This is a genomic window from Actinoplanes hulinensis (assembly GCF_019429605.1).
Taxonomy (GTDB): domain Bacteria; phylum Actinomycetota; class Actinomycetes; order Mycobacteriales; family Micromonosporaceae; genus Actinoplanes; species Actinoplanes campanulatus.
On sequence record NZ_JAHXZI010000001.1, the window covers coordinates 205,559 to 228,583 of the forward strand.

Annotated in this window: 21 protein-coding genes and 1 pseudogene; 8 read left to right on the top strand and 14 right to left on the bottom strand. The window is 71.1% G+C overall.

The annotated features are described in order from the left end of the window. Nucleotides 1-151: 151 nt before the first annotated feature. Together hutI and hutH are read left to right on the top strand one after the other, a co-directional pair. On the top strand, nt 152-1,300 hold the full coding sequence (hutI, locus tag KZ829_RS01030) for an imidazolonepropionase (protein ID WP_220141997.1): 1,149 nt from the start codon (nt 152-154) through the stop codon (nt 1,298-1,300). Next, nucleotides 1,297-2,832 (top strand): histidine ammonia-lyase, encoded by a 1,536-nt coding sequence (gene hutH / locus KZ829_RS01035; protein WP_220141998.1) that lies wholly within the window; start codon nt 1,297-1,299, stop codon nt 2,830-2,832. The genes hutI and hutH overlap by 4 nt, the downstream gene beginning before the upstream one ends. Here the strand turns inward: hutH and KZ829_RS01040 are convergent. Beyond that, nucleotides 2,825-4,072: an ATP-binding protein gene (locus tag KZ829_RS01040; RefSeq protein WP_220141999.1), complete on the bottom strand. Its 1,248-nt coding sequence runs from the start codon at nt 4,070-4,072 to the stop codon at nt 2,825-2,827. The two genes, hutH and KZ829_RS01040, sit on opposite strands and share 8 nt — an antisense overlap. A gap of 160 nt (nt 4,073-4,232) precedes the next feature. On the opposite strand from KZ829_RS01040, the gene KZ829_RS01045 reads away from it, so the two are divergent. Further along, complete coding sequence (locus KZ829_RS01045) at nt 4,233-5,477, top strand: alpha/beta fold hydrolase (protein WP_308285291.1); 1,245 nt, start codon at nt 4,233-4,235, stop codon at nt 5,475-5,477. Here KZ829_RS01045 and rdgB read toward each other — a convergent pair whose 3' ends face one another. The 4 genes from rdgB to KZ829_RS01065 are packed head-to-tail and all read right to left on the bottom strand — an operon-like array spanning nt 5,478 to nt 8,854. Then, nucleotides 5,478-6,092: an RdgB/HAM1 family non-canonical purine NTP pyrophosphatase gene (gene rdgB, locus KZ829_RS01050; RefSeq protein WP_204297273.1), complete on the bottom strand. Its 615-nt coding sequence runs from the start codon at nt 6,090-6,092 to the stop codon at nt 5,478-5,480. It lies immediately after the preceding gene. Next, nucleotides 6,089-6,817 carry a ribonuclease PH gene (gene rph / locus KZ829_RS01055; protein WP_220142000.1) on the bottom strand — a complete coding sequence of 243 codons (729 nt, stop codon included), beginning with the start codon at nt 6,815-6,817 and terminating at the stop codon, nt 6,089-6,091. Before rph ends, rdgB begins: the two co-directional genes overlap by 4 nt. A 10-nt stretch (nt 6,818-6,827) precedes the next feature. Next, nucleotides 6,828-8,057: a glycosyltransferase gene (locus KZ829_RS01060; RefSeq protein ID WP_220142001.1), complete on the bottom strand. Its 1,230-nt coding sequence runs from the start codon at nt 8,055-8,057 to the stop codon at nt 6,828-6,830. 50 nt (nt 8,058-8,107) lie between these two features. Continuing rightward, nucleotides 8,108-8,854 (bottom strand): MBL fold metallo-hydrolase, encoded by a 747-nt coding sequence (locus KZ829_RS01065; RefSeq protein ID WP_220142002.1) that lies wholly within the window; start codon nt 8,852-8,854, stop codon nt 8,108-8,110. 249 nt (nt 8,855-9,103) lie between these two features. Here KZ829_RS01065 and KZ829_RS01070 point away from each other — a divergent pair, with 249 nt between their 5' ends. Next, on the top strand, nt 9,104-9,475 hold the full coding sequence (locus tag KZ829_RS01070) for a hypothetical protein (RefSeq protein ID WP_220142003.1): 372 nt from the start codon (nt 9,104-9,106) through the stop codon (nt 9,473-9,475). 4 nt (nt 9,476-9,479) lie between these two features. Here KZ829_RS01070 and KZ829_RS01075 read toward each other — a convergent pair whose 3' ends face one another. The 5 genes and pseudogenes from KZ829_RS01075 to clpS form a co-directional block, all read right to left on the bottom strand. Continuing rightward, nucleotides 9,480-10,445 (bottom strand): PLP-dependent cysteine synthase family protein, encoded by a 966-nt coding sequence (locus KZ829_RS01075; protein WP_220142004.1) that lies wholly within the window; start codon nt 10,443-10,445, stop codon nt 9,480-9,482. A gap of 7 nt (nt 10,446-10,452) precedes the next feature. Next, nucleotides 10,453-10,767, bottom strand: a complete 315-nt coding sequence (locus KZ829_RS01080) for a MoaD family protein (RefSeq protein ID WP_183224895.1) — start codon at nt 10,765-10,767, stop codon at nt 10,453-10,455. A gap of 51 nt (nt 10,768-10,818) precedes the next feature. After that, nucleotides 10,819-11,315 (bottom strand): annotated as a pseudogene (locus KZ829_RS01085) (M67 family metallopeptidase). Nucleotides 11,316-11,368: 53 nt separating this feature from the next. Continuing rightward, on the bottom strand, nt 11,369-11,869 hold the full coding sequence (locus tag KZ829_RS01090; protein ID WP_183224897.1) for a DUF2017 domain-containing protein: 501 nt from the start codon (nt 11,867-11,869) through the stop codon (nt 11,369-11,371). 36 nt (nt 11,870-11,905) lie between these two features. Further along, nucleotides 11,906-12,196 (bottom strand): ATP-dependent Clp protease adapter ClpS, encoded by a 291-nt coding sequence (gene clpS, locus KZ829_RS01095; RefSeq protein ID WP_183224898.1) that lies wholly within the window; start codon nt 12,194-12,196, stop codon nt 11,906-11,908. A gap of 119 nt (nt 12,197-12,315) precedes the next feature. Here clpS and KZ829_RS01100 point away from each other — a divergent pair, with 119 nt between their 5' ends. Together KZ829_RS01100 and KZ829_RS01105 are read left to right on the top strand one after the other, a co-directional pair. Beyond that, nucleotides 12,316-13,602, top strand: coding sequence for a nicotinate phosphoribosyltransferase (locus KZ829_RS01100; RefSeq protein WP_220142005.1), 1,287 nt, complete (start codon nt 12,316-12,318; stop codon nt 13,600-13,602). Nucleotides 13,603-13,610: 8 nt separating this feature from the next. After that, on the top strand, nt 13,611-14,189 hold the full coding sequence (locus KZ829_RS01105; protein WP_220142006.1) for a nicotinamidase: 579 nt from the start codon (nt 13,611-13,613) through the stop codon (nt 14,187-14,189). Between the two features lie 227 nt (nt 14,190-14,416). On the opposite strand, the gene KZ829_RS01110 is transcribed toward KZ829_RS01105, so the two are convergent. The 3 genes from KZ829_RS01110 to KZ829_RS01120 form a co-directional block, all read right to left on the bottom strand. Then, entirely contained in the window at nt 14,417-15,880 is a 1,464-nt protein-coding gene (locus KZ829_RS01110; RefSeq protein ID WP_220142007.1) for an MFS transporter, read from the bottom strand. Between the two features lie 155 nt (nt 15,881-16,035). After that, nucleotides 16,036-17,793, bottom strand: coding sequence for an aa3-type cytochrome oxidase subunit I (gene ctaD / locus KZ829_RS01115; RefSeq protein ID WP_220142008.1), 1,758 nt, complete (start codon nt 17,791-17,793; stop codon nt 16,036-16,038). A 134-nt stretch (nt 17,794-17,927) separates the two neighbouring features. Continuing rightward, nucleotides 17,928-19,034: an FAD-dependent monooxygenase gene (locus KZ829_RS01120; protein ID WP_220142009.1), complete on the bottom strand. Its 1,107-nt coding sequence runs from the start codon at nt 19,032-19,034 to the stop codon at nt 17,928-17,930. Between the two features lie 360 nt (nt 19,035-19,394). Between KZ829_RS01120 and KZ829_RS01125 the strand changes: the two genes are divergently transcribed. Further along, nucleotides 19,395-20,462, top strand: coding sequence for a DNA polymerase ligase N-terminal domain-containing protein (locus KZ829_RS01125; RefSeq protein ID WP_220142010.1), 1,068 nt, complete (start codon nt 19,395-19,397; stop codon nt 20,460-20,462). Nucleotides 20,463-20,574: 112 nt separating this feature from the next. Next, a complete protein-coding gene (locus KZ829_RS01130) occupies nt 20,575-21,933 on the top strand; it encodes an MGH1-like glycoside hydrolase domain-containing protein (RefSeq protein WP_246634885.1) in 1,359 nt (452 codons plus the stop codon). Here the strand turns inward: KZ829_RS01130 and KZ829_RS01135 are convergent. Continuing rightward, complete coding sequence (locus KZ829_RS01135; protein WP_220142400.1) at nt 21,930-23,015, bottom strand: S-(hydroxymethyl)mycothiol dehydrogenase; 1,086 nt, start codon at nt 23,013-23,015, stop codon at nt 21,930-21,932. The genes KZ829_RS01130 and KZ829_RS01135 overlap by 4 nt on opposite strands. Between the last annotated feature and the right edge of the window lie 10 nt (nt 23,016-23,025).

A 23,025-nucleotide genomic window follows, 5' to 3' on the forward strand; every position in this document is an offset into this window, starting at 1 on the left:
AGCGAGCTTGCGAGCGAATCATCCAGCTCAGTCTTGAACTCATTGCGACGCCGGAGCGCAGCGGAGGTGGCGCGATGAGCGAGCTTGCGAGCGAATCATCCAGCTCAGTCTTGAACTCATTGCGACGCCGGAGCGCAGCGGAGGTGGCGCGATGAGCCTTCTCGTCACCAACATCGGTGAGCTTTTCACCAACGATCCCGGGCTGGGGATCGTGCACGACGTCGCCGTGGTGGTGGAGGACGACCGGATCGCCTGGATCGGGCCGGTGTCGTCCGCTCCGGCCGCCGACTCGGCGCTGGACGCGGACGGCGCCGCCGTGCTGCCCGGCTTCGTGGACAGCCACGCGCACCTGGTCTTCGCGGGTGACCGGGCGGCCGAGTTCGGGGCGCGGATGGCCGGGGAGGCGTACACCGGTGGCGGCATCCGGACCACGGTCGCCGCCACCCGCGCCGCGTCCGACGACGAACTGCGCCGCAACGCGCGGCGCCTGGTGGGCGAGGCGCTGCGGCAGGGCACCACGACGATCGAGATCAAATCGGGGTACGGCCTGAGCGTCGCCGACGAGCGGCGGTCCCTGCGGGTGGCCGCCGAGATCGTCGAGGAGACCACGTTCCTCGGGGCGCACGTGGTGCCGGCCGAGTACGCGGACCGCCCCGGCGACTATGTGGACCTGGTGTGCGGGGAGATGGTGGAGGCCGTCGCGCCGTACGCGAAATGGGTCGACGTGTTCTGTGAGCGCGGCGCCTTCGACGCCGAGCAGGCCCGCGCCGTCCTGCTGGCCGGCGCGAAGCACGGGCTGGGCCTGCGGCTGCACGCCAACCAGCTGGGCCCCGGGCCGGGCGTGCGGCTGGCCGTGGAGCTGGGGGCGGCCAGTGCCGACCACTGCACCCACCTGGACGACGCCGACGTGGACGCGCTCGCCTCCTCGGACACGGTGGCCACGCTGCTGCCGGGTGCCGAGTTCTCCACCCGGTCGCCCTATCCGGACGGGCGGCGGCTGCTGGACGCGGGCGTCACCGTCGCGCTGGCCACCGACTGCAATCCCGGGTCGTCGTACACGTCGTCGATGCCGTTCTGCATCGCTCTCGCCGTACGGGAGATGCGGTTGACACCGAGCGAAGCGGTCGCGGCGGCGACCGTGGGTGGCGCGACCGCCCTGCGCCGCACCGACCTGGGCCGGGTCTCGATCGGCGCCCGCGCCGACCTGATCGTCCTGGACGCGCCCTCGCACCTGCACCTGGCCTACCGGCCGGGTGTCCCCCTGATCCGAACCGTTCTGCACCACGGAGTGCCGCAATGAGCATTATCGTCCAGTCCACCGGTCTGTCCGCCGCCGACGTCGTCGCCGTGGCACGCACCGACGCGCACGTCGAGATCGCACCCGCCGCCGTCGAGGCGATGGCCGCGAGCCGGGCCATCGTCGACGGCATCGAGGCGTCCGGGCGGCCCGTCTACGGCGTGTCCACCGGATTCGGCGCGCTCGCCAGCACGTCGATCGACCCGTCCCGGCGGGCCGAGCTCCAGCACGCGCTGATCCGTTCGCACGCCGCCGGGATCGGCGCGCCGATGCCCCGCGAGGTGGTGCGGGCCATGATGCTGCTGCGGGTCCGGTCGCTGGCGCTGGGCCGTTCCGGGGTGCGGCCGGTGCTCGCGCAGGGCCTCGTGGACCTGCTCAACCACGACATCACGCCGTGGGTGCCGGAGCACGGCTCGCTCGGCGCCTCCGGGGACCTGGCGCCGCTCGCGCACTGCGCGCTGGTGCTGCTCGGCGAGGGCTGGGTGGTCGGCAAGGACGGCTCCCGGATCGCCGGGGCGGAGGCGCTGCGCGCCGCCGGGCTGCGGCCGCTCGACCTGGCCGCGAAGGAGGGCCTCGCGCTGATCAACGGCACCGACGGCATGCTCGGCATGCTGCTGCTGGCGATCGCCGACGCCCGGCATCTGTTCACCATGGCCGACGTGACGGCGGCGCTCGCCATCGAGGCGATGCTCGGCTCGGAACGGCCGTTCCTGCCGGAACTGCACGAGATCCGGCCGCATCCGGGGCAGGCCGCGTCGGCCGCGAACATCCACCGGCTGCTCCAGGACTCGACGATCATGGACTCGCACCGGGACGACCTGGCGCACGCCGTACAGGACGCCTACTCGATACGGTGTGCGCCGCAGGTCGCCGGCGCCGCCCGGGACACCCTCGACTTCGTTGTCACGACGTGCGGGCGCGAGCTGGTGTCGGTGGTGGACAACCCGGTGGTGCTGCCGGACGGGCGGGTCGAGTCGACCGGCAACTTCCACGGGGCGCCGCTCGGGTTCGCCGCCGACTTCCTGGCCATCGCGGCCGCCGAGGTGGGCGCGATCTCCGAACGCCGGGTGGACCGGCTGCTCGACGTGACCCGCTCCCGCGACCTGCCGCCGTTCCTGTCGCCGGACGCGGGCGTCAACTCGGGCCTGATGATCGCCCAGTACACGGCGGCCGGGATCGTCGCCGAGAACCGCCGGCTCGCGTCGCCGGCCTCGGTGGACTCGCTGCCGACCAGCGGCATGCAGGAGGACCACGTGTCGATGGGCTGGGCGGCGGCCAAGAAGCTGCGCACCGTCCTGGACAACCTGACCAGCCTGCTCGCCGTGGAACTGCTCTCCGCCGTCCGCGGCCTGCAACTGCGCGCCCCGCTCACCGCCTCCCCGGCCGGGCGGGCGGCGCTGGCCGCCGTCGAGCCGTTCGCCGGCACTCCCGGCCCGGACGTGTTCCTGGCCCCGGTCCTGGAACAGGCCCGCGCCGTGGTCGCCGGCCCGGCCCTGCGCACCACCATCGAGACGGCGGTCGGCCCCCTCAGCTGACCTCCCAGAGTGCACTCACCGGGACCGCACGCATCCGATCGCCGAACGGCAGCGTGCTGGTCCCGGTGTAGAGGACGATCCCGGCGATCAGGTCGTCACCGAGCCGGGCGGCGATTTTGCGCAACCCGGAGAAGTCGTCGGAGCGAACCGTGGACGCGGCTTTGACCTCGATAGCGACCACCTGCCGCTGCCGGTTCTCCAGGATGACGTCGACCTCGACCTTGTTCTGGTCACGGTAGTGGTACAGATCGACCATCTCGTCGGACCACGTGGTCTGGCGGGCAAGTTCGGAGACGACGAATCCTTCCAGCAGGGGCCCGAACGGCTGCCCCGGGCGCAGCAGGGTGTGCGGGTCGACCGCGAGCTGCTGGGCGGCGATGCCGGAATCAACGAAGACCAGTTTCGGCGCATGCGTGACCCGGCTGCCGAGGTTGCGGGACCAGCCGGGAACGCGCTTGATGAGGTGGACCTCCTCCAGCAGTTGCATGTAGCGGGCGATGGTGGGACGGCTCAACCCGAGGTCGGACTCCAGGGCTCCGGGCACGATGAGGGACGCCGACCGGGCCGCCAGGAGACGAATCAGCGTACGGAGTTGCGGCGCCTGCTCGATCCTCGCCAACTCCCGCACGTCACGATCGATCAGCGCCTGGACATAGCTGTCCAGGAACCGACCACGACGGCGCACATCCGTCCGGGCGACCGCCTCCGGAAGACCACCCCGGACGATGCGGCTCGCATAGTCCGCACGGCTCACCGTCGACTCGTGACGTATTTCGGGGCCGAGGCGGAAGACCGTGTCGATGAAACGGTCCGGCATGCCGTCGATCTCGCCTTGCGAAAACGGCCACAACTCCACCGTCTCCATCCGGCCCGGCAGTGCGTCCGGTGCGCTGCGCAGACCGAACAGGCTGGACGAGCCGGTCAGCAGGAACCGGCCCGGACGCGGATCCTCGTCCACCGAGACCTTGATCGCCAGGAGCAGCTCCGGCACCCGCTGGATCTCGTCGATCACCATCAGTTCACCGAAGGCGACGAATCCACTCGGGTCGGTCAGAGCCGCGGCCCGGTCCTGCTCACGGTCCAGATCACGGCGTTCCGCCGCCCGGTCACCGGCCAGTAGGCGGACGAGGGTGCTCTTACCGGACTGCCGAGCGCCGCTGACAAGAACGACGCGGGTGTCCTGCAGGGCGGCGACGATGAGCCGCTCGGCTCGGCGTGGCAGCAGGTGGGGAGCGCTCACGACGCCCACTCTACGCTCGGCGACTTTCGTTTCGCGAGCCTGTGCCTTTCGATCTGCGGCACCTGGAATATTCGATCCGCGAGAGATCAGCTTTCGTTTCGCGACGGGACGGTACGCCGCTAGCCGCTGATGAGGGCCTTGGATACGGCAGGATCGGGGAGTGATCCATCGTCATTCCGGGCTCGTCTTCGCCGAGCACACGCTGGCCGTACCCCTGATCCACGGGGATCCGGACGGACCGCGCATCGAGATCTTCGCGCGGGAGGTGCGGGAGGCCGATCCGGCGGCCGAAGGCCGGCCGTTCCTGCTGTTCCTCCAGGGCGGCCCGGGACACCGGGCGCCCCGGGAGCTGCCGGTGTGGCTGCGCCGGGCGGCCCGCGACTACCGGGTGGTGCTGCTCGACCAGCGCGGCACCGGGCGCAGCACGCCGCTCACCCGGCAGACGCTGGCGGGGATCGGCGACCCGGCCGCCCATCTCGCCCGGTTCCGGGCGGACGCCATCGTGGCCGACGCCGAACTGCTCCGGCGGCATCTGACCGGCGACCGGCCGTGGAGTGTGCTGGGGCAGAGCTTCGGCGGGTTCTGTGCGGTCACCTACCTGAGTTTCGCGCCGGAAGGGCTGCGCGAGGTGGTCATCACGGGTGGGCTGCCGGGGCTGACCGCGACCGCGGACGACGTGTACCGGGCCGCCTACCCGCGGGTGCTGGCGCAGAACGAGCGCTACTTCGCCCGCTATCCGGAGGACGAGGCGATCGCCCGCCGGGTGGTGGACGCGCTGCGGGAGCAGGACGCGCGGCTACCGGGCGGGGACCGGCTCACCCCGCACCGGTTCCAGACGCTCGGCATCGGCCTGGGTTCGGCGGCCCGTTTCGACCGGTTGCACCACCTGCTGGAGGAGGCGTTCGCCGGGCCCGAGCTGTCCGAGGTGTTCCTGCGCCGGGTCGACGCCGTGATCTCCTTCGCCGAGGACCCGCTCTACGCCGTGCTGCACGAGGCGATCTACGGGCAGGGCGCGGCGACCGGGTGGGCGGCGCAGCGGGTGCGGGCCGAGTTCGGTGCGTTCGACCTGGACCGGGACTCCCCGGTGCGGTTCACCGGGGAGATGATCTATCCCTGGCACTTCACCGAGGATCCGGCCCTGGCGCCGCTCGCCGGCGCCGCGGACCGGATCGCCGGGAAGGCCGACTGGCCGGCCCTCTACGACCCGGCGCGGCTGGCCGCCAACGAGGTTCCGGTGGCGGCCGCGATCTACCACGACGACATGTACGTGGACCGGGACATGTCGCTGGCCACCGCGGCCGCGATCGGGAACCTGCGACCGTGGATCACCAACGAGTACGCCCACGACGGTCTGGGCCGGGAGGAACGCGTCCTGGACCGGCTCCTGACCATGGTCCGCGAATAGTCAGCGGGGCAGTTCCTTGGCGATCACCTTGGCCAGCTCGCGGAAGGCCTTCCCACGGTGGCTGATGGCGTCCTTCTCGCCCGCGCTGAGCTCGGCGTTGGTCCGGTCCTGGCCGTCGCCCACGAAGATCGGGTCGTAGCCGAAACCGCCGTCGCCGCGGCCGGACCGCAGCAGCCGGCCGGTCTGGCGGCCCTCGACCAGGTGCTCGCGCCCGTTCGGCAGGACCAGGGCGGCCGCGCACACGAACGCGGCGCCCCGGTGCTCGTCCGGCAGGTCACTGACCTGGGCCAGCACCAGGTCCAGGTTGGCCTGGTCGTCGCCGTGCCCGCCGGACCAGCGGGCGCTGAACACACCGGGCATGCCGTTGAGCGCGTTCACCGCCAGGCCGGAGTCGTCGGCGACGGTCGCCAGGCCGGTGCGCTTCGCGCCCTCCCGGGCCTTGATCAGCGCGTTCTCGCCAAACGTCAGGCCGGTCTCCGGCACGTCCGGGTAGTTCGGGAAGTCGCCGAGGCCGACCAGCTCGATCTGCGCCACGCCGAGCGCCGCGTCGAGGATGCGCTGCAACTCGACGAGCTTCTTCTTGTTGGCGGTGGCGAGCAGCAGCCGGGCGCTCACGCGGCCAGCGCCTTCGCCTGCGCGGCGGCCAGTTCGGCGCACCCGAGCACACCGAGGTCGAGCATCGCGTCCAACTGGGCCCTGCGGAACACGCCGTTCTCCCCTGTCCCCTGCACCTCGACGAAGTCGCCCGTGCCGGTGCAGACCACATTCATGTCGACCTCGGCGGTCACGTCCTCGTCGTACATCAGATCGAGCCGGGCCTCGCCGTCGATGATGCCGACGCTGACCGCCTGGATGGAGGTGTGCAGCACCTTCTCGATCTTCCCGGCCAGGCTCTTGCGCTCGGCCAGCCAGGTGACGGCGTCGTGCAACGCCACATAGGCGCCGGTGATCGCAGCGGTGCGGGTGCCGCCGTCGGCCTGGAGCACGTCGCAGTCGAGAACGATCGAGTTCTCCCCCAGCGCCTTCAGGTCGATGCAGGCGCGCAGGCTGCGGCCGATCAGACGGGAGATCTCCTGGGTACGCCCGCCCACCTTGCCCTTGACGCTCTCCCGGTCGCCGCGGGTGTTCGTGGCCCGGGGCAACATCGCGTACTCCGCGGTCACCCAGCCGAGCCCGGAGCCCTTGCGCCAGCGCGGCACCCCCTCGGTGACGCTCGCGGTGCACAGCACCCGGGTGTTGCCGAACTCCACCAGCACCGAACCTTCGGGGTGGATGCTCCATCGCCGGGACAGGGTCACCGGCCGCAGCTGGTCGGCCGCTCGGCCGTCGGGTCGCGCCATGCCCCCAACCCTATGCGTAGCGGGCCGCACCGGCTTCGTCCGCCCCGGCCTCCCGGGCGGGTGTGGTGCGCCGCGGCGACGGGAGGTACGGCCGGGCGGGCACCGCGGGCCTGATCAGCGCGGGCGCGGGCGCCGGCGCCGGCACCGCCTCGTGCGCCTGGAGGAAGCCGGCGACCGCTTTCGGCCAGCCGTACTGTTCGGCCTGCTCACGGGCGGCGCCGCGGCGCTCCACCCGGGGTCGTTCCATGAGCCGGCTGACCGCGTCGGCGAACGCCTCGGCGGTGCCGGCCGCCGCGATCCCGCCGCCGCCGACCACCTCGGGAAGGGCGCTCTGCTCGTTCACCACCACCGGCGTGCCGCAGGCCATCGCCTCCAGCGCCGCCAGCCCGAACGTCTCCACCGGACCGGGTGAGAGCGCCACGTCGGCGCTGGCCAGCAGCGCGGCCACGGCCGAGCGGTCGGAGATGTGCCCGGCGAAGCGGACCGGCAGCCGGGCCGCCCGGTACGCCAGGGCGGTCCGCCGGGTCCCGTCGCCGGCCATCACCAGCACCGCCGGCACCTTGCCGTTGCGCAGCGAGGCCACCGTGTCGACGGCCAGCTCGGGCCGTTTCGCCGCGGACAGCCGACTGCAGTAGACCATCAGCAGCTCGTCCGGCCGGGCGTAACGGGACCGCACCGCGACGTCCATCCTGCTCGGGTGGAACAGTTTGAGGTCGACCCCGAGCGGCACCTCCACCAGGTTCGGCACGTCCAGCCGGCGGAACTCGGCGGCGGCGAACGAGGTGGTGCAGACGATCGTGTCGAACGCCTCGGCGGTGCGCCGGTTGAACCGGTCGGCGAGGGCGTCCCGTTTCGGCATGCCCCAGACACCGAGCAGGCCGGCCAGGCTCTCGTGGGACACCATCATCGACCGGACACCGCGCTGCCGGGCCCAGTTGCCGGTCCAGCGCAGGGTGGTGCGGTCGGAGACCTCGATCCGGTCCGGCTCCAGACTGTCCAGCAGTTTGACCAGCTCACGGCGGCCGGCCAGGACCCGATAGCCGCCGGTGCGGGGCAGCGGGGCGCTGGGCAGCGTGATGACGCGGCCCTGCTTGGTCATCTTGTCGGAGTAGCGGCGGCCGGGAATGACGAGGACCGCCTCGTGACCGGCGGCCTGATAGCCGCGGCCGAGCTGGCGCAGTGCCGTACGCAGGCCACCGGTGTGAACCGTGACGAAGTTGGCCAGGCGAACGATACGCATGCAGCAACAACTCCAAGGTCACGTACTACCCGGTCTACCCCCCGTCCGGCCTAGAGATCGTATCTGGCACCGGGGCGGACGACTTCGACCGGCCCCGCATAGGCGGCGGTGGCCGCTTCCACAATAGATGCCTCACTCGCCCACGCCGGGACGAGATGGGTCAACAGCAGCTTTCCGACATCCGCCTTGGTGGCCGCCTCGCCCGCCTCTCCGCCGGTCAGGTGCAGGTCGGGCGGATTGACCACACCGTCCTGATAGCTGGCCTCGCAGAGGAACAGGTCGGCGCCGGCGGCCAGGCGCAGCAGCGCCTCGCAGGGTGCGGTGTCCGCCGAGTAGGCCAGCACCCGGCCGTTGTGTTCGACGCGTACGCCGTACGTCTCGATGGGGTGATTGACCCGGTCGACGGTGATCGTCAGCGGCCCGATCGGGAACGTCCCCGGCTGGAGGCCGTAGAAGGTGTAGACGTCGTCGACCGGCTCGCCCTCGGTGCTGTAGGCGGCGGCGATCCGCTCGGCGGCGCCCATCGGGGCGTAGACCGGCACGGCCGGCAGCGGTCCGGCCGGGTCGTAGCGGCGGACCACCACATAGGTGCACGCGTCGAGCATGTGATCGCAGTGCAGATGGGTGAGGAGGATGGCGTCGACGCGCCGCATGTCCGAGTATCGCTGGAGGGCGGAGAGCGCCCCGGAACCGAAGTCGATCAGAAGCCGGAACCCGTCGGCCTCCACGAGATAGGCCGAACACGCCGACTCGGGGCCGGGAAAACTGCCGGCACAACCGAGAACGGTTAGTCGCATCCGGGTCCCTCTGGCTCACACTGGGTCGGCTTCGGAATCGCCGTCCACGCCCCCACCGACCAGTCAATCACGGTGCGAAGCGTACGCCCCGACCAGTGTCTCGCGTTAACAACTGATCGATTTGTCGCTAAATCGACAACGCACGTCAGAGCACCTTCGACCAGCTCATCACCTTTGCACCGTCACGTCCGGTGATCTATCCGCGTTGCTCTGGGTGAACGCCGGAGAAGGTCGTCGGACGGAGGCGGCATGACCGCTCTGAAGCAGGCCCACACCACCCGCGTCGTGGTGCCGCCGCAACGGTTCCCGGAGGAACCGGCGGTCTTCCGCTTCCCCACCCCGGATGATCCGCCGCCCGACGCCGCCCGGGTGCTCGCGATCGCCCTCTACGGAACCGTGCTCGGGATCTGCGGGGTCGGCGTCGGCCTCTACGCCGTGATCGCCGTCTTCGGTGGGGCGCCGGCCTGGTACCTGCCCGCCCTGGCCGCACTCACCATGCTGAGCGTGGCGCCGGTGGTGGCCGCCTTCCTCTCCATCCACCGGCGCATCCTGCCCTGGTTCCTGCTTCTCGCCGCCGCCCCGCCGATGGCGGCCGACGTGATGGTGGCGCTGGCCTACTGAGGGCTCACGCCCACAGCTGACCCTCGAGAGCCTCCTCGGCCTCGTTCAGCGTGCCGCCGTACGCCCCGGTCGAGAGGTACTTCCAGCCGGCGTCGGGCACCACGAAGGCGACGTCGGCACGGTTGCCGGCGCGGACCGCCTCGTGCGCCACGGCCAGCGCCGCGTGCAGCACCGCGCCGGTGGAGAAGCCGGCGAAGATGCCCTCCACCTCGATCAGCTGCCGGGTACGCAGGACCGCGTCCCGGGTGCCGACCGAGAAGCGCCGGGTCAGCACCGAGGCGTCGTACAGCTCGGGGACGTAACCCTCGTCGATGTTGCGCAGGCCGTAGACCAGTTCGCCGTACCGTGGCTCGGCGGCGATGATCTGGATGCCCTCGATCTTCTCCCGGAGGAACCGGCCGGTGCCCATCAGCGTGCCGGTGGTGCCCAGCCCGGCCACGAAGTGCGTGATCGTGGGCAGGTCGTGCAGCAGTTCGGGACCGGTGGTCTCGTAGTGGGCGCGGGCGTTCGCCGGATTGCCGTACTGGAACAGCATCTTCCAGTCCGGGTGCTCGGCGGCGATCTGCTTGGCGGTCGCCACGGCCTGGTTGGAGCCCCCGGCGGCCGGCGAGAAGATGATCTCCGCGCCGTACATCCGCAGCAGCTGGGTCCGCTCGGCCGACACGTTCTCCGGCATCACGCAGACCAGCCGGTAGCCCCGCAGCTTGGCCACCATGGCCAGGGCGATCCCGGTGTTGCCGCTGGTCGGCTCCAGGATGGTGTCGCCCGGGCGCAGATGCCCGGACTCCTCGGCCTCCCGGACCATGAACAGGGCGGCGCGATCCTTGATGCTGCCGGTCGGGTTGCGGTCCTCCAGCTTGGCCCAGAGCCGCACCGGCGGCGCCCCTTCGGGCACCACCGGTGAGAGGCGGGGCAGGCCGACGAGCGGCGTGCCCCCGCAAGCGTCCAGCAGGCTCTCGTAACGAGCCATCAGAAAATTACTTGCCCATCAGGGCGGCGGCCGCCGCGAAACCGAGCGCGCCACCGGCCACGGCCGGGAGGATGGTGATCGAGTCGCCGTCCTTGAGCTTGGCGTCGAGCGCGCCGAGGAAGCGGACGTCCTCGTCGTTGACGTAGATGTTGACGAACCGGTGCAGGCCACCCTCGGCGGTGATCAGCCGGCCCTTGAGGCCGTTGTGCTTGGCGTCGAGGTCGTCGATGAGCTCGATGAGGGTGTCACCGGCGCCCTCGACGATCTTGGCACCGCCGGTGTAGCTGCGCAGGATGGTGGGGACGCGAACTTCGATAGCCATGGCTGGAATCTCCTAGAGAAGTCGAACGTGACGGGCTTCTACCTGGTCGCTTTACCGGCAGCGACACTCGTAGAAGACCGACGCCGGGCTCTGCCCGAACATGTACGACTGCACAGCTGTGGAAATCACGCCTTCACCGTCGCATCCACGATGTTGACCTCTTCCTCGGTCACCACACCGTCCACGATACGGAACGACCGGATCTCCTCGGAGTCCGGCTCGCGGGTGGAAACCAGGAGATAATGCGCGTTCGGCTCGCCGGCGAACGAGATGTCGGTCCGGGACGGATAAGCCTCGGTCGCGGTGTGCGAGTGGTAGATGACCACCGGCTCCTCGTCGAGGTCGTCCATCTCGCGCCACACCCGCAGGTGCTCCATCGAGTCGAACTCGTAGAACGTCATCGAACGCGCGGCATTGTCCATCGGGATGTGCCGGCGGGGCACGTCACTGCCGATCGCTCCGGCCACGACGCCACAGGCCTCGTCGGGGTGGTCCCGGCGGGCGTGGGCGACGATCGCGTCGATGATCGCTCGGTCGATGGTCAGCACGCCGTTCACATTACCGTGAGATTTCCCGGGCCCCACCGTGGCGGTTCACACACCTACCGGATCTCAGGAAGCGCGTTGAGCAGCGACTCCTGGAGATAGCCGAGATAGGCGTAGACCGACAGCTGGAACACCCGGCTCGAACCCGGGTCCTCCAGGACCGCGTTGTCCAGCTCCTCGCCCAGGTCGGTGTCGGCCTGGATCTCCAGCCGGGTGCCCATCGCCAGCCGGGCGTCGTTGATCGCCCGCAGCCAGGCCTCGGCCGCCTCGCCGTCCAGCCGGACCTCGCCCTCGCCCTCGTCGGGCAGGGCCGCGAGGATCGCGCCGGCCTGGTCGATCTTGCTGGTCTTGAGATCGCCCTCGGTGTAGAGGCGGAACTCCTGCGAGTCCTCCGGGCGCTCGGGGTAGATGTCCGGGAAGAGGCGGGACACCACCGGATCGGTGTGATCCATCCCGTCGGTCAGCAGGCCGACCACCTCAGCGGCCACCTTCCGCAGAACCCGCACCTCATCGTGCGCGAACGTGGCGACACACTGGCCACCGCTGCGTCGGAACATCTTCTTCCCCACCCGCTTGTCGGGACCGCCGGACGGTCAACTCCGGTCGACCGTGGCCCAGAGACCGTATCCGTGCAGTTGGTTGGCGTCCATCTCCATGCGCTCACGCGCACCTGTCGAGACCACCGCCTTGCCCTTCGTGTGCACGTCCATCATCAGTCTCTCGGCCTTCTCCTTGCTGTATCCGAAGAGCTTCTGGAAGACCCAGGTCACATATGACATGAGGTTGACCGGGTCGTCCCAGACGATGGTCACCCACGGCCGGTCCCCGGCCGGTACTTCCTCGATCTCCGGCGTCTCGACGGGAACAACCTGAGGCAACGCCATGCCCCCATGTTGCCACCGGATTCGGCGAACCGGTGAACCGGAGCGTCGAACCGCAGGTCAACAGCCGCGTCGAGCCCCACGGGCGACGCTGCGGCGGCGAGCGCAATAGGGTGTTGCCCGTGGAGACCATCGCGCCGGCCCTCATGACCGATCAGTACGAGCTGACCATGGTCAGCGCCGCACTGCGGGACGGCACCGCCGACCGCCACTGCGTCTTCGAGGTGTTCGCCCGGCGGCTGCCCACCGGACGGCGCTACGGCGTGGTGGCGGGCACCGGCCGCCTGGTCGAGATGATCCGCGACTTCCGCTTCACCCCGGGCGAGGTCGAGTTCCTGCGCTCGGCCGGGATCGTCGACGAGACCTGCGCCAAATGGCTCTCGGAGTACCGCTTCACCGGCGAGATCGAGGGGTACGCGGAGGGCGAGCTGTTCTTCCCCGGCTCACCGATCCTGACCGTTTCCGGCACCTTCGCCGAATGCGTGGTGCTGGAGACCCTCATCCTCTCCGTGCTCAACCACGACAGCGCCATCGCGGCCGCCGCCGCCCGGATGGTCACCGCGGCCCGCGGGCGCCCGATCATCGAGATGGGGTCCCGGCGCACCCACGAGCAGGCCGCGGTCGCCGCCGCCCGGGCCGCCTACCTGGCCGGGTTCGCGTCCACGTCCAACCTCGCGGCGGGCCGGGCGTACGGCATCCCCACCACCGGCACGTCGGCGCACGCGTTCACCCTTCTGCACGACGACGAGCCGACCGCGTTCGGGTCGCAGGTGGCCGCCCTGGGCAAGAACACGACGTTGCTGGTCGACACGTACGACATCAGCCAGGGCATCCGGAACGCCATCGCGGTCGCCGGGCCGGACCTGCGGGCCATCCGCATCGACTCGGGCGACCTGTCCGTTCTGGCCCAGCAGTCCCGGGAGCTGCTGGACTCGCTCGGCGCCACCGAAACCAAGATCATCGTCTCCGGCGACATGGACGAGTACTCCATCGCCACCCTCGCCGCCGAGCCCGTCGACATGTACGGCGCCGGCACCGCCGTGGTCACCGGATCCGGCGCGCCCACCGCCGGCCTGGTCTACAAACTGGTCGAGGTCGAGGGCCGCCCGGTGGTCAAGCGCTCGGAGAACAAGGCGACCGTCGGCGGCCGCAAGACCGCGATCCGGCGGCACAAGCCCACCGGCACCGCCACCGAGGAGATCGTCTTCTCCCAGGGCGTGCCCGACCATCAGACCAACGACCGGCTGCTCCAGCTCACCTGGATCGCCGACGGCGAGGTGCTCCACACGCCGAGCCTCCAGGAGTCCCGGGAACACCTGCGGCAGAATCTGATCTCGATCCCGTGGGAGGGCCTCAAACTCTCCGCGGGTGACCCCGCGATCCCCGTCGTCATCGTTCCCACCGCCTAGGGGGCACCATGTCACGCGCATTGATCATCGTGGACGTACAGAACGACTTCTGCGAGGGCGGCTCGCTCCCGGTCACCGGGGGCGCCGCGGTCGCCAAGGGCATCTCGCTGGTGCTCGACCGGGCCGGTGACCGCTGGGAGCACGTGGTCGCCACCAAGGACTACCACGTCGACCCGGGGGCGCACTTCAGCGAGCACCCCGACTACGTGGACACCTGGCCGGCGCACTGCGTGGTCGGCACCACCGGGTCCGAGTTCCACCCCGAACTGGTCACCGACCGGATCGAGGCGATCTTCCACAAGGGCGCCCACCAGGCGGCCTATTCCGGCTTCGAGGGGAAGAGCGAGGACGGCGAAACCCTCGCCGGCTGGCTGCGGGGCCGGGGCGTCACCGAGGTCGAGGTCGTGGGCATCGCGACAGACCATTGCGTACGCGCGACCGCGCTGGACGCCGCGGCGGAGGGCTTCACCACCACCGTGCTGCTGGAACTCACCGCCGGCGTGGCCCGCGGCACCACCGACGCCGCCCTGGAACAGTTCCGTGCCGCCTCGATCGCCATGACCGGCAAGCCCGTCGTCGCGGCCTGAGATCCGGCCGTTCGGGACGGCACTGTGCCGCTACGCCCTCGGCTGGGCTCGCCGGCAGGAATTCGACCGAGCCTGACGCGCACACCGCCGTCCGCGCCTCCGGCCCCCGCCCGGCGGTCAGGGTGCCGCTCCGGATTCCCTTCGGCGGCCCGCACCGTCACCGCCGAGCCTCACCCGCGCAGAGGTCGCCCCGGGCCAAGTGGCCGCTGACGGCTCGGACGACCCGGCTACGCGGACCCGACGGGTCGGCTGCCGGAGACCGGCACGGAGCCGGTGGAGGCTACCGGGCCCGCGAAGGGCTCCGGGGCCGCCAGGTCCGGGGTTGGCAGGTCCGGGGCCGCCAGGTCCGGGGTTGGCAGGTCCGGGGTTGGCAGGTCCGGGGCCGCCAGGTCCGGGGTTGGCAGGTCCGGGGTTGGCAGGTCCGGGGTTGGCAGGTCCGGGGTTGGCAGGGAGTCAGTGGAGCGCGCCGCATCGGGGACGGGTGCGAAGCCGGCGGGCGCGGCCGGGTCAGGGGTCTCCGGGGTTCGGCGGCGGCGGAACTCGGTGGGCAGGACCAGGAGGGCGACCAGGACGCCGACCGCGCCGACCGCGACGAAGCCCCAGGCCGGGCCGCGGTGGTCGATGGCGAGGCCGGCCAGCGGGGCGCCGAGTGCGACGCCGACGGTCAGGGCCGAGTTGTGCATGCCCATGGCCTCGCCGCGCGCCGCGGCCGGAATCATCCGGCTGATGGCGTCGGAACTCGCCGTGATGGTGGGGGCGCAGAGGGCGCCCGCCGGGATCAGGAGGAGGGCCAGCAGCCACCAGTGGTCGCCGCCGAGGCCGACCGGGATGGTCAGCACGGCCATCGGGGCGAAGATCACCAGAGTGGGCAGGCCACGCCGGACGGTGCCGTAGAGGAAGCCGCCCACCAGGGAGAAGAAGGCCCACAGGGAGAGCACCAGGCCGGCCCACTCCACCTCGCCGGAGGCCCGGAGCGTGGCGACCACCGCCACGTCGGTGCCGGAGAGGACCAGGGTGGCCGCCATCGTGACGGCCAGGACGGCGACGAACCGGGGCTTGAGCCAGCTGCGCCGCGGTGGCCGCTCACCGCTCGCCACCGGGGCCTCGTGAGCGGCCCGGACCGGCGGATTCAGCAGCCACAGGCCGATACCGGCCAGCAGGATGCCGACGGCCAGGGAGAGCATCGCGGCATGCGAGCCGGCGGTCGTCACGATCAGCACGCCGAGCGCGGGACCGGCCATGAAGGACAGCTCGGTGGTCATCGAGTCGAGCGCGAACGCGGGCAGCCGGTGCGACTCGGGGGTGAGCGCCGCGATCGCCTGCCGGGCCACCGAGAAGGCGGGCAGGGCCAGGAACCCACCGACCGCGGCGACCGGCAGCAGCGCCGCATAGGGCAGGGACGGCGCGACGAGCCAGTAGATCACCTCGGCGACCGTCGTCAGGAGCAGGATCGGCCGCAGCCCCCAGCGGTCGATGAGCCGCCCGATCATCGGCGCTCCGATCGAGCCGCCGATCGTCGACGCCGCACCGACCAGCCCGGCCGCCACATATTTCATGCCGAGGCCCTGAACCACATGCAGGGTGAGCACCACCGTGCCCGCCGCGATCGGCACGCGGGCCAGCGTGGCGACGACCAGCAGGGACGTGATCTTCGGCAGCGCGAGTGTTTCGCGGTAAGGCGTGAGCAGCATGTCGGATCCTGACCTCCGCCGCCCATCCTGCCGTGGGGGTACGACACAAATCCAACGCGTTACCGGCCCTCCAGCGGGGGCTGTGACGAGCGCCGCAGAAACGTCGAACGGCCCACACTCCGGGGAGTGCGGGCCGTTCGGGGAACGCCGGGCGATCAGCGATCGCGGTCGGTGCTCACGTCTTCCTGGTAGGTCGCGCCACCGTCGGACTCGCTGGTGAGCGGCCGGGCGCCGCCCTCCGGCGGGCCGGCGAGGGATTGCTCGCCGGCGGCCAGGTGCGGAAACTTCAGGTCGAAGGCGGGCCGCTCGGAGCGGATCCGCGGCATGCGGTCGAAGTTGCGCAGCGGCGGCGGGGTGCTGGTGGCCCACTCGAGCGAGTTGCCGTGGCCCCACGGGTCGTCGGCCGTCACGAGCTTGCCGACCTTGTACGACTTCCACACGTTGTAGATGAACGGCAGGGTCGACAGGCCCAGGATGAAGGAGCCGATCGTGGAGAACGTGTTGAGGAAGGTGAACCCGTCGTCCGGCAGGTAGTCGGCGTACCGGCGGGGCATGCCCTGGGTGCCGAGCCAGTGCTGCACCAGGAACGTGCCGTGGAAGCCGATCATGGTGAGCCAGAAGTGGATCCGGGCGAGCTTCTCGTCCAGCATCCGGCCGAACATCTTCGGGAACCAGAAATAGATGCCGGCGAACACCGCGAACACGATCGTGCCGAAGAGCACGTAGTGGAAGTGGGCGATCACGAAGTACGAGTCGGAGACGTGGAAGTCGATCGGCGGCGAGGCCAGCAGGACGCCGGACAGACCACCGAAGAGGAACGTCACCAGGAAGCCGATCGCGAAGAGCATCGGCGACTCGAAGCTGATCTGGCCGCGCCACATGGTGCCGATCCAGACGAAGAACTTCATGCCGGTCGGCACCGCGATCAGGAAGCTCAGGAACGAGAAGAACGGCAGCAGCACCTGGCCGGTGGCGAACATGTGGTGCGCCCACACCGACATCGACAGCGCGCCGATCAGCAGGGTGGCCGCGACCAGGCCCTTGTAACCGAACACCGGCTTGCGGCTGAACACCGGGATGACCTCGGTGATGATGCCGAAGAACGGCAGCGCGATGATGTACACCTCGGGGTGGCCGAAGAACCAGAAGAGGTGCTGCCAGAGCATCGGCCCGCCGGTCTCCACGTCGAAGACGTGGGCGCCGAGCACGCGGTCGGCGGCGAGAGCGAAGAGCGCGGCCGCCAGGAACGGGAACACCATGACCGCGAGGAGCGCGGTGACCAGCATGTTCCACGTCATGATCGGCATCCGGAACATGGTCATGCCCGGGGCGCGCAGGGTCAGGATCGTGGTGATCAGGTTGACCGAGCCGAGGATCGTGCCCAGACCCGAGATGGCCAGGCCGACCACCCACATGTTGCCGCCCACGCCCGGCGAGTGCAGCGAGTTGCTCAGCGGCGTGTACGCGAACCAGCCGAAGTCGGCGGCGCCACCCGGCGTGAGGAACCCGCCGATGGTGATCAGGCCGCCGAACAGGTACAGCCAGTAGGCGAAGGCGTTCAGCCGCGGGAACGACACGTCCGGCGCGCCGATCTGGATCGGCACCACGTAGTTGCCGAACGCGAACACGATCGGCGTCGCGAAGAACAGCAGCATGATCGTGCCGTGCATGGTGAAGAGCTGGTTGAACTGCTCCGGCGAGAGCACCTGCATGCCGGGCCGGGCCAGTTCGGCGCGCATCAGAAGGGCCATCAGGCCACCCAGCAGGAAGAACACGAAGGCCGTGATCATGTACATGATCCCGATCTGCTTCGCGTCCGTCGTGCGCAGGATCCGAGCAAACGCCGAGCCCTTGACCGGCCGCCGCACCGGATACGGTCGGGTCGCGATCGGCGACGGCGCAACGGTCGTCACGAATTGCCTCCGTTGTCTCGTTCGTCCCTCTCGGGATATCCCGATGATCGGGCGTACTCCGGTGGCAGAATAGTCCCCCACCTACTTTCGGCCTTCGCGGGGTGACCAAAGGACACGGCGGCCGCGCCGCCCGGTCAGACCGGAGCCACCAGCGCCCGGCAGTGGTCGGTGAAGATCCGGACCCCGCGACGCCGCAGCATCGGGTCGCGCAGGGCGGGCGGCACATCCCGGGTCCGGTCGCGCTCGCGGGTCCGCTCGCGAACCTCGGCGCAGCGCGGGCGGCGGCGGTCCTCGTACGCCCGGAGGGCCTTGGGAATGTCGCCGCCGGCCGACCGCAGCTCCTGCCCGAGCACGTAACCGTCCTCGAAGGACATCGCGGCGCCCTGGGCCAGGGTCGGCGCGGTGGCGTGCGCCGCGTCGCCGACCAGCACGACCGGCCCTTTGGACCAGGCCGGCAGGACCACCTCGTCGGTGCGGGCGACCTGCACCTTCTCGATCTTGTCGAGGATGGCCGGGACCGGTCCGCCCCACCCCTCGAAGAGGTCACGCAGGCGGGCCCGCGGGTCGTCCGGGTTGGGGGTGTCCGGCGCGGTCTCGTCGGCGTAGCAGTAGAGCCGCCGCCCACCCATCGGCACGGCCACGAACTGCGACCGCCGGCCGAGCACCGCCGTCCAGTCGGTGAGCGGTGGGCCGCCGCTGACCACGGCGCGGTAGACGATCTGCCCGGTCGGCACGGCCGGGCCGCCCAGGCCCACCCGGTCCCGGATCATCGACCGCCGGCCGTCGGCGCCGACGACCAGGTCGTACTCCGAGATGCCGCCGTTGGAGAACTCCACCTTGGCGGCGCCGTCGACGACCTGCAGGTCGCGCACCTCGGTCTCGAAACGCACCTCGCCGCCGACCCCGGTGAGCAGGACCTGCTGGAGGTCGGCGCGGGAGAGCGCGCGGGACTCGCCGACCCCGGCCCAGAGACCCGCGACGTCCATCTCGAACAGTTGGCGGCCGCGCTGGTCGAGGAAGACCTGCCGGAAGATCAGGTCACCGAGCGGGCGTAACGGAACGTCGAGACCGAGCAGGCGCAACGCGCGGGAGGCATTGCCTGGTAGGTAGATGCCGGCGCCCGGGACGACGGTGGCGGGCAGAGCCTCCACCACCTCCGGCCGGAAGCCGGCGACTCGCAGCCCACGGGCCGCGGCCAGGCCGGCGATGCCGGCGCCCACCACGAGGATGCGCAAGGTCATCGCACCAACGCCTTCTTGTCGATGGATACGCGTCGGAGCCAGAACACTACCGGCAGCGACCGACGTGGGGAACACCCTCGGTCAGCATCTGGTCCGATTTGTACAGCACCTGAGGTTGCACGCCACGCAGAGTCAAGCTACTTGGACAGTCCGCACTGTCCGTCCGGTCTGGACCGTCCACTGCGGTCAGAACCGCGAACGCGCGGCCCGCACGGGCCAGGGCCACGGCCCGGCGGTGCCGGTAGTGACGGTGCAGTGAGGTGTGCATGACGAGAGCAAACCACCGGGGTACGACAGTTTCGCCCGCCGATCGAGTTACACCGGTGTATTTCGCTCCGGGTAGGGGCAGACAATCCGGGTATGACGGACCGCCTCGACGAGTACCGCCGCAAGCGGGACGCCCGGCGCACTCCCGAGCCGGTGCCCCGCTCCCGCCCCGAACCGAGCGGCCGGCGCCGGTTCGTCATCCAGCAGCACCATGCCCGCGGTCTGCACTGGGACGTCCGGCTGGAACGGGACGGCGTGCTGGTCTCGTTCGCCGTGCCGCGCGGGCTGCCCCGCGACCGGGCCCGCAACAACCTGGCCAGGCACACCGAGGACCACCCGCTGGAATACCTGGACTTCGCCGGTGAGATCCCGGCCGGCCAGTACGGCGGCGGCCGGATGACGATCTTCGACCGCGGCACCTACGAGGCCGACAAGTGGCGCGACGACGAGATCGGTGTCACCTTCCACGGGGAGCGCACGAGCGGGCGTTACGTCTTCTTCCGGACCGGCGACCGGGACTGGATGGTGCGCCGGATGGATCCCGCCGAGCCGGGCTGGGAGCCGATGCCCGAGGCACTGCGGCCGATGCTGACCACCCCGGCCGCCGGGCTCCCGTCCGACGACCCGGACTGGGGTTATGAGATGGCGTGGGGCGGGCGGCGCGTCCTCGCGTACGTCTCCGGGGGAAGAGTGCGTCTCACCGAGGCCGGCGGCGATGATGTGACCTCGTGGTTTCCGGAGATCCGGCCGTTGGGCCCGGCGCTCGCGCCGGTAGAGGCCGTGCTGGACGGGGAGATCGTCACGTTCGACGGCGCCCGGCCCGATCCCGCGCTGCTCGCCAGGCGCGAGGCGCCGAAGGACTCCGCGGCGGCGCGCCGGGCGGCCGAGCGCACGCCCGCGCATCTGCTGCTCTACGACCTGCTGTGGCTGGAGGGGCACGCGACGATCGAGGTGGTCCGGTACGCCGAGCGCCGCGAACTGCTGGAGGGCCTGTCCCTGGCCGGCGACCACTGGCAGACGCCGCCGTACTTCCCGGGCGGCGGCGAGTTCGCCCGGGAGGCGGCACGCGATCAGGGCCTGCCGGGAGTCGTCGCGAAGCGCCTGGACTCCCCCTATCTGCCCGGCCGTCGCAGCCGGTTGTGGCGGCACATCAGCGCTTGACCGAAAAGGGCCGGCGACGCCAGGAATGCGTGCTCCCATTTCCCTGCGGGCCGGTCGCTGACGGCCGATGAGTGGGTCTCACCGGGCGGCCCAGCGGAAGGTCAATTGTCTGATGCACCCCGACCTGTCCCCGTCCCTGCCGGTGATCCCGGAGGTGTGCGCGGAGCTGTGGACCTCCGCGGTCCGGGTGCTCGACGCCAACTGGGCGGGTGACCACACGGTGCCGTCGCGCACGCTCCACCCGCATCAGCGGAGCTGGGACACGGCGTTCACCGCGATCGGGCTGGCCTACGTGAACCAGCCACGCGCCTGGCGCGATCTGGGCAGCCTCTTCGCGGCCCAGTGGCCGGACGGCCGGGTGCCGCACATCGCCTTCGACCCGGACACCCCGGAGGACGCCCACTTCCCCGGGCCCCGGTTCTGGAACGTGCCCGCCTACGCCGGGCGGCCCGCCCTGAGCAGCACCGGGCTGGTCCAGCCGCCGCTGCACGCGCTCGCCGCGTGGGAGGTCTACCGGCATGCCGCGGCGCACGGCGCGGACGCCGTCCAGCAGGCCCGGACCGAACTCGACCGGCTCTACCCACGGCTGGTGGCGCAGCAGGAGTACCTCGGCGACCGGCGGGACGCGGGCGGCGGCGGGCTGGCGTCCATCGTGCACCCGTGGGAGTCCGGGCTGGACGACAGCCCGGCCTGGGACGAGGCGCTGGCCGCCGTGCCGGCGAACCCCGGTCCGCCGGCCCGCGCGGTCTCCGGCGCGACTCACCCTCCGGCCGACACGGATCATGCCCGGTACGCCGGTCTCGTTCTGGACTACCAGGACGGGGGCTACTCCGACACCGGCCTCGCCGAGCGGCACGCCTTCGTCGTCGAATGTCCCGGCTTCAACGCCGTGACGGCCACCGCCGAGCTGGCTCTCGCGCAGATCGCCGGGGTGCTGGGCCACCCGTCCGAGGCGCGCCGGCACCGGGAGCGGGCGCGCGACGTCACGGCGGCCATCGGGCGGCGGCTGTGGAACCCGGAGACCCGCACCTTCCACGCGCGTGACGTCCGGACCGGGCGGCTCAGCCCGGCACACTGCGTCTCCGGGCTGCTGCCGCTCATGCTGCCGGATCTGGAGCCGGACCGGGTCGACGGGATCCTGGCCGAGCTGCGGTCGGAACGGTTCGGCCTGCCGGCGCCCAGCCACGACCGGACCGCGCGTGAGGTCGACGGCCGGCGCTACTGGCGCGGCCCGGTCTGGATCGACGTGAACTGGCTGCTGCGCCGGGGCCTGCTGGTGCATGGGCGGCGGGACGACGCGGAGGAACTGCGCCGCCGCCTGGTCCGGTTGGCGCACCGCAACGGCCACTTCGAGTACTTCCACCCGGAGGAGGGCGGTGGCCTCGGCACCTCCGCCTTCAGCCGCACCGCCGCCCTCTGCCTGGACCTGCTGGCCGACCGGTCCGCCCCGGCCTACGCCCGCGCCGCTTAGAAGATCACCACCGAGCGGAGTACGTCGCCGGTGTGCATCTTCGCGAAGGCCTGCTCGACCTCGTCCAGCGCGATCTCCTCGGTCACGAAGGCGTCCAGGTCGAGCCGGCCCTGCCGGTAGAGCTCGGTGAGCAGCGGGAAGTCGCGGGTGGGCAGGCAGTCGCCGTACCAGCTGGACTTGAGGGCGCCGCCCCGGCCGAAGACGTCGAGCAGCGGCAGCTCGATGGTCATCTCCGGGGTGGGCACGCCGACCAGCACCACGGTCCCGGCCAGGTCGCGGGCGTAGAAGGCCTGCCGGTACGTCTCCGGCCGGCCCACCGCCTCGACCACCACGTCGGCGCCGAACCCGCCGGTCAGCTCGCGCACCTTCTCCACCACGTCGTGCTCGCGCGCGTTGATCGTGTGGGTCGCCCCGAACCCGCGGGCCCACTCCAGTTTCCGGTCGTCGGTGTCGATCGCGATGATCGTGGTCGCGCCGGCCAGGGCCGCCCCGGCCACCGCGCCGTCGCCGACCCCGCCGCAGCCGATCACCGCGACCGAGTCGCCACGGGTCACGCCGCCGGTGTTGATGGCCGCGCCGATGCCGGCCATCACGCCGCAGCCGAGCAGGCCGACCGCAGCGGCCCGGGCCGACGGGTCGACCTTGGTGCACTGGCCGGCGTGCACCAGCGTCTTCTCCACGAACGCGCCGATACCCAGGGCCGGGGACAGCTCGGTGCCGTCCTCCAGCGTCATCCTCTGGGCCGCGTTGTGGGTGGCGAAGCAGTACCACGGCTTGCCTCTGTGACAGGCCCGGCAGTTGCCGCAGACGGCCCGCCAGTTGAGCACCACGAAGTCGCCCGGCGCCACATCGGTGACCCCGGCGCCGACCGCCTCGACCACCCCGGCCGCCTCGTGGCCGAGCAGGAACGGGAACTCGTCGTTGATCCCGCCCTCGCGATAATGCAGGTCGGTGTGGCAGACCCCGCAGGCCTGGATCTTCACCACCGCCTCGCCCGGCCCTGGGTCGGGCACCACGATGGTGGCCACCTCGACCGGCTTGCCCTTCTCCCGGGCGATCACGCCCCGCACCCGCTGACCCATGCTTCCCACG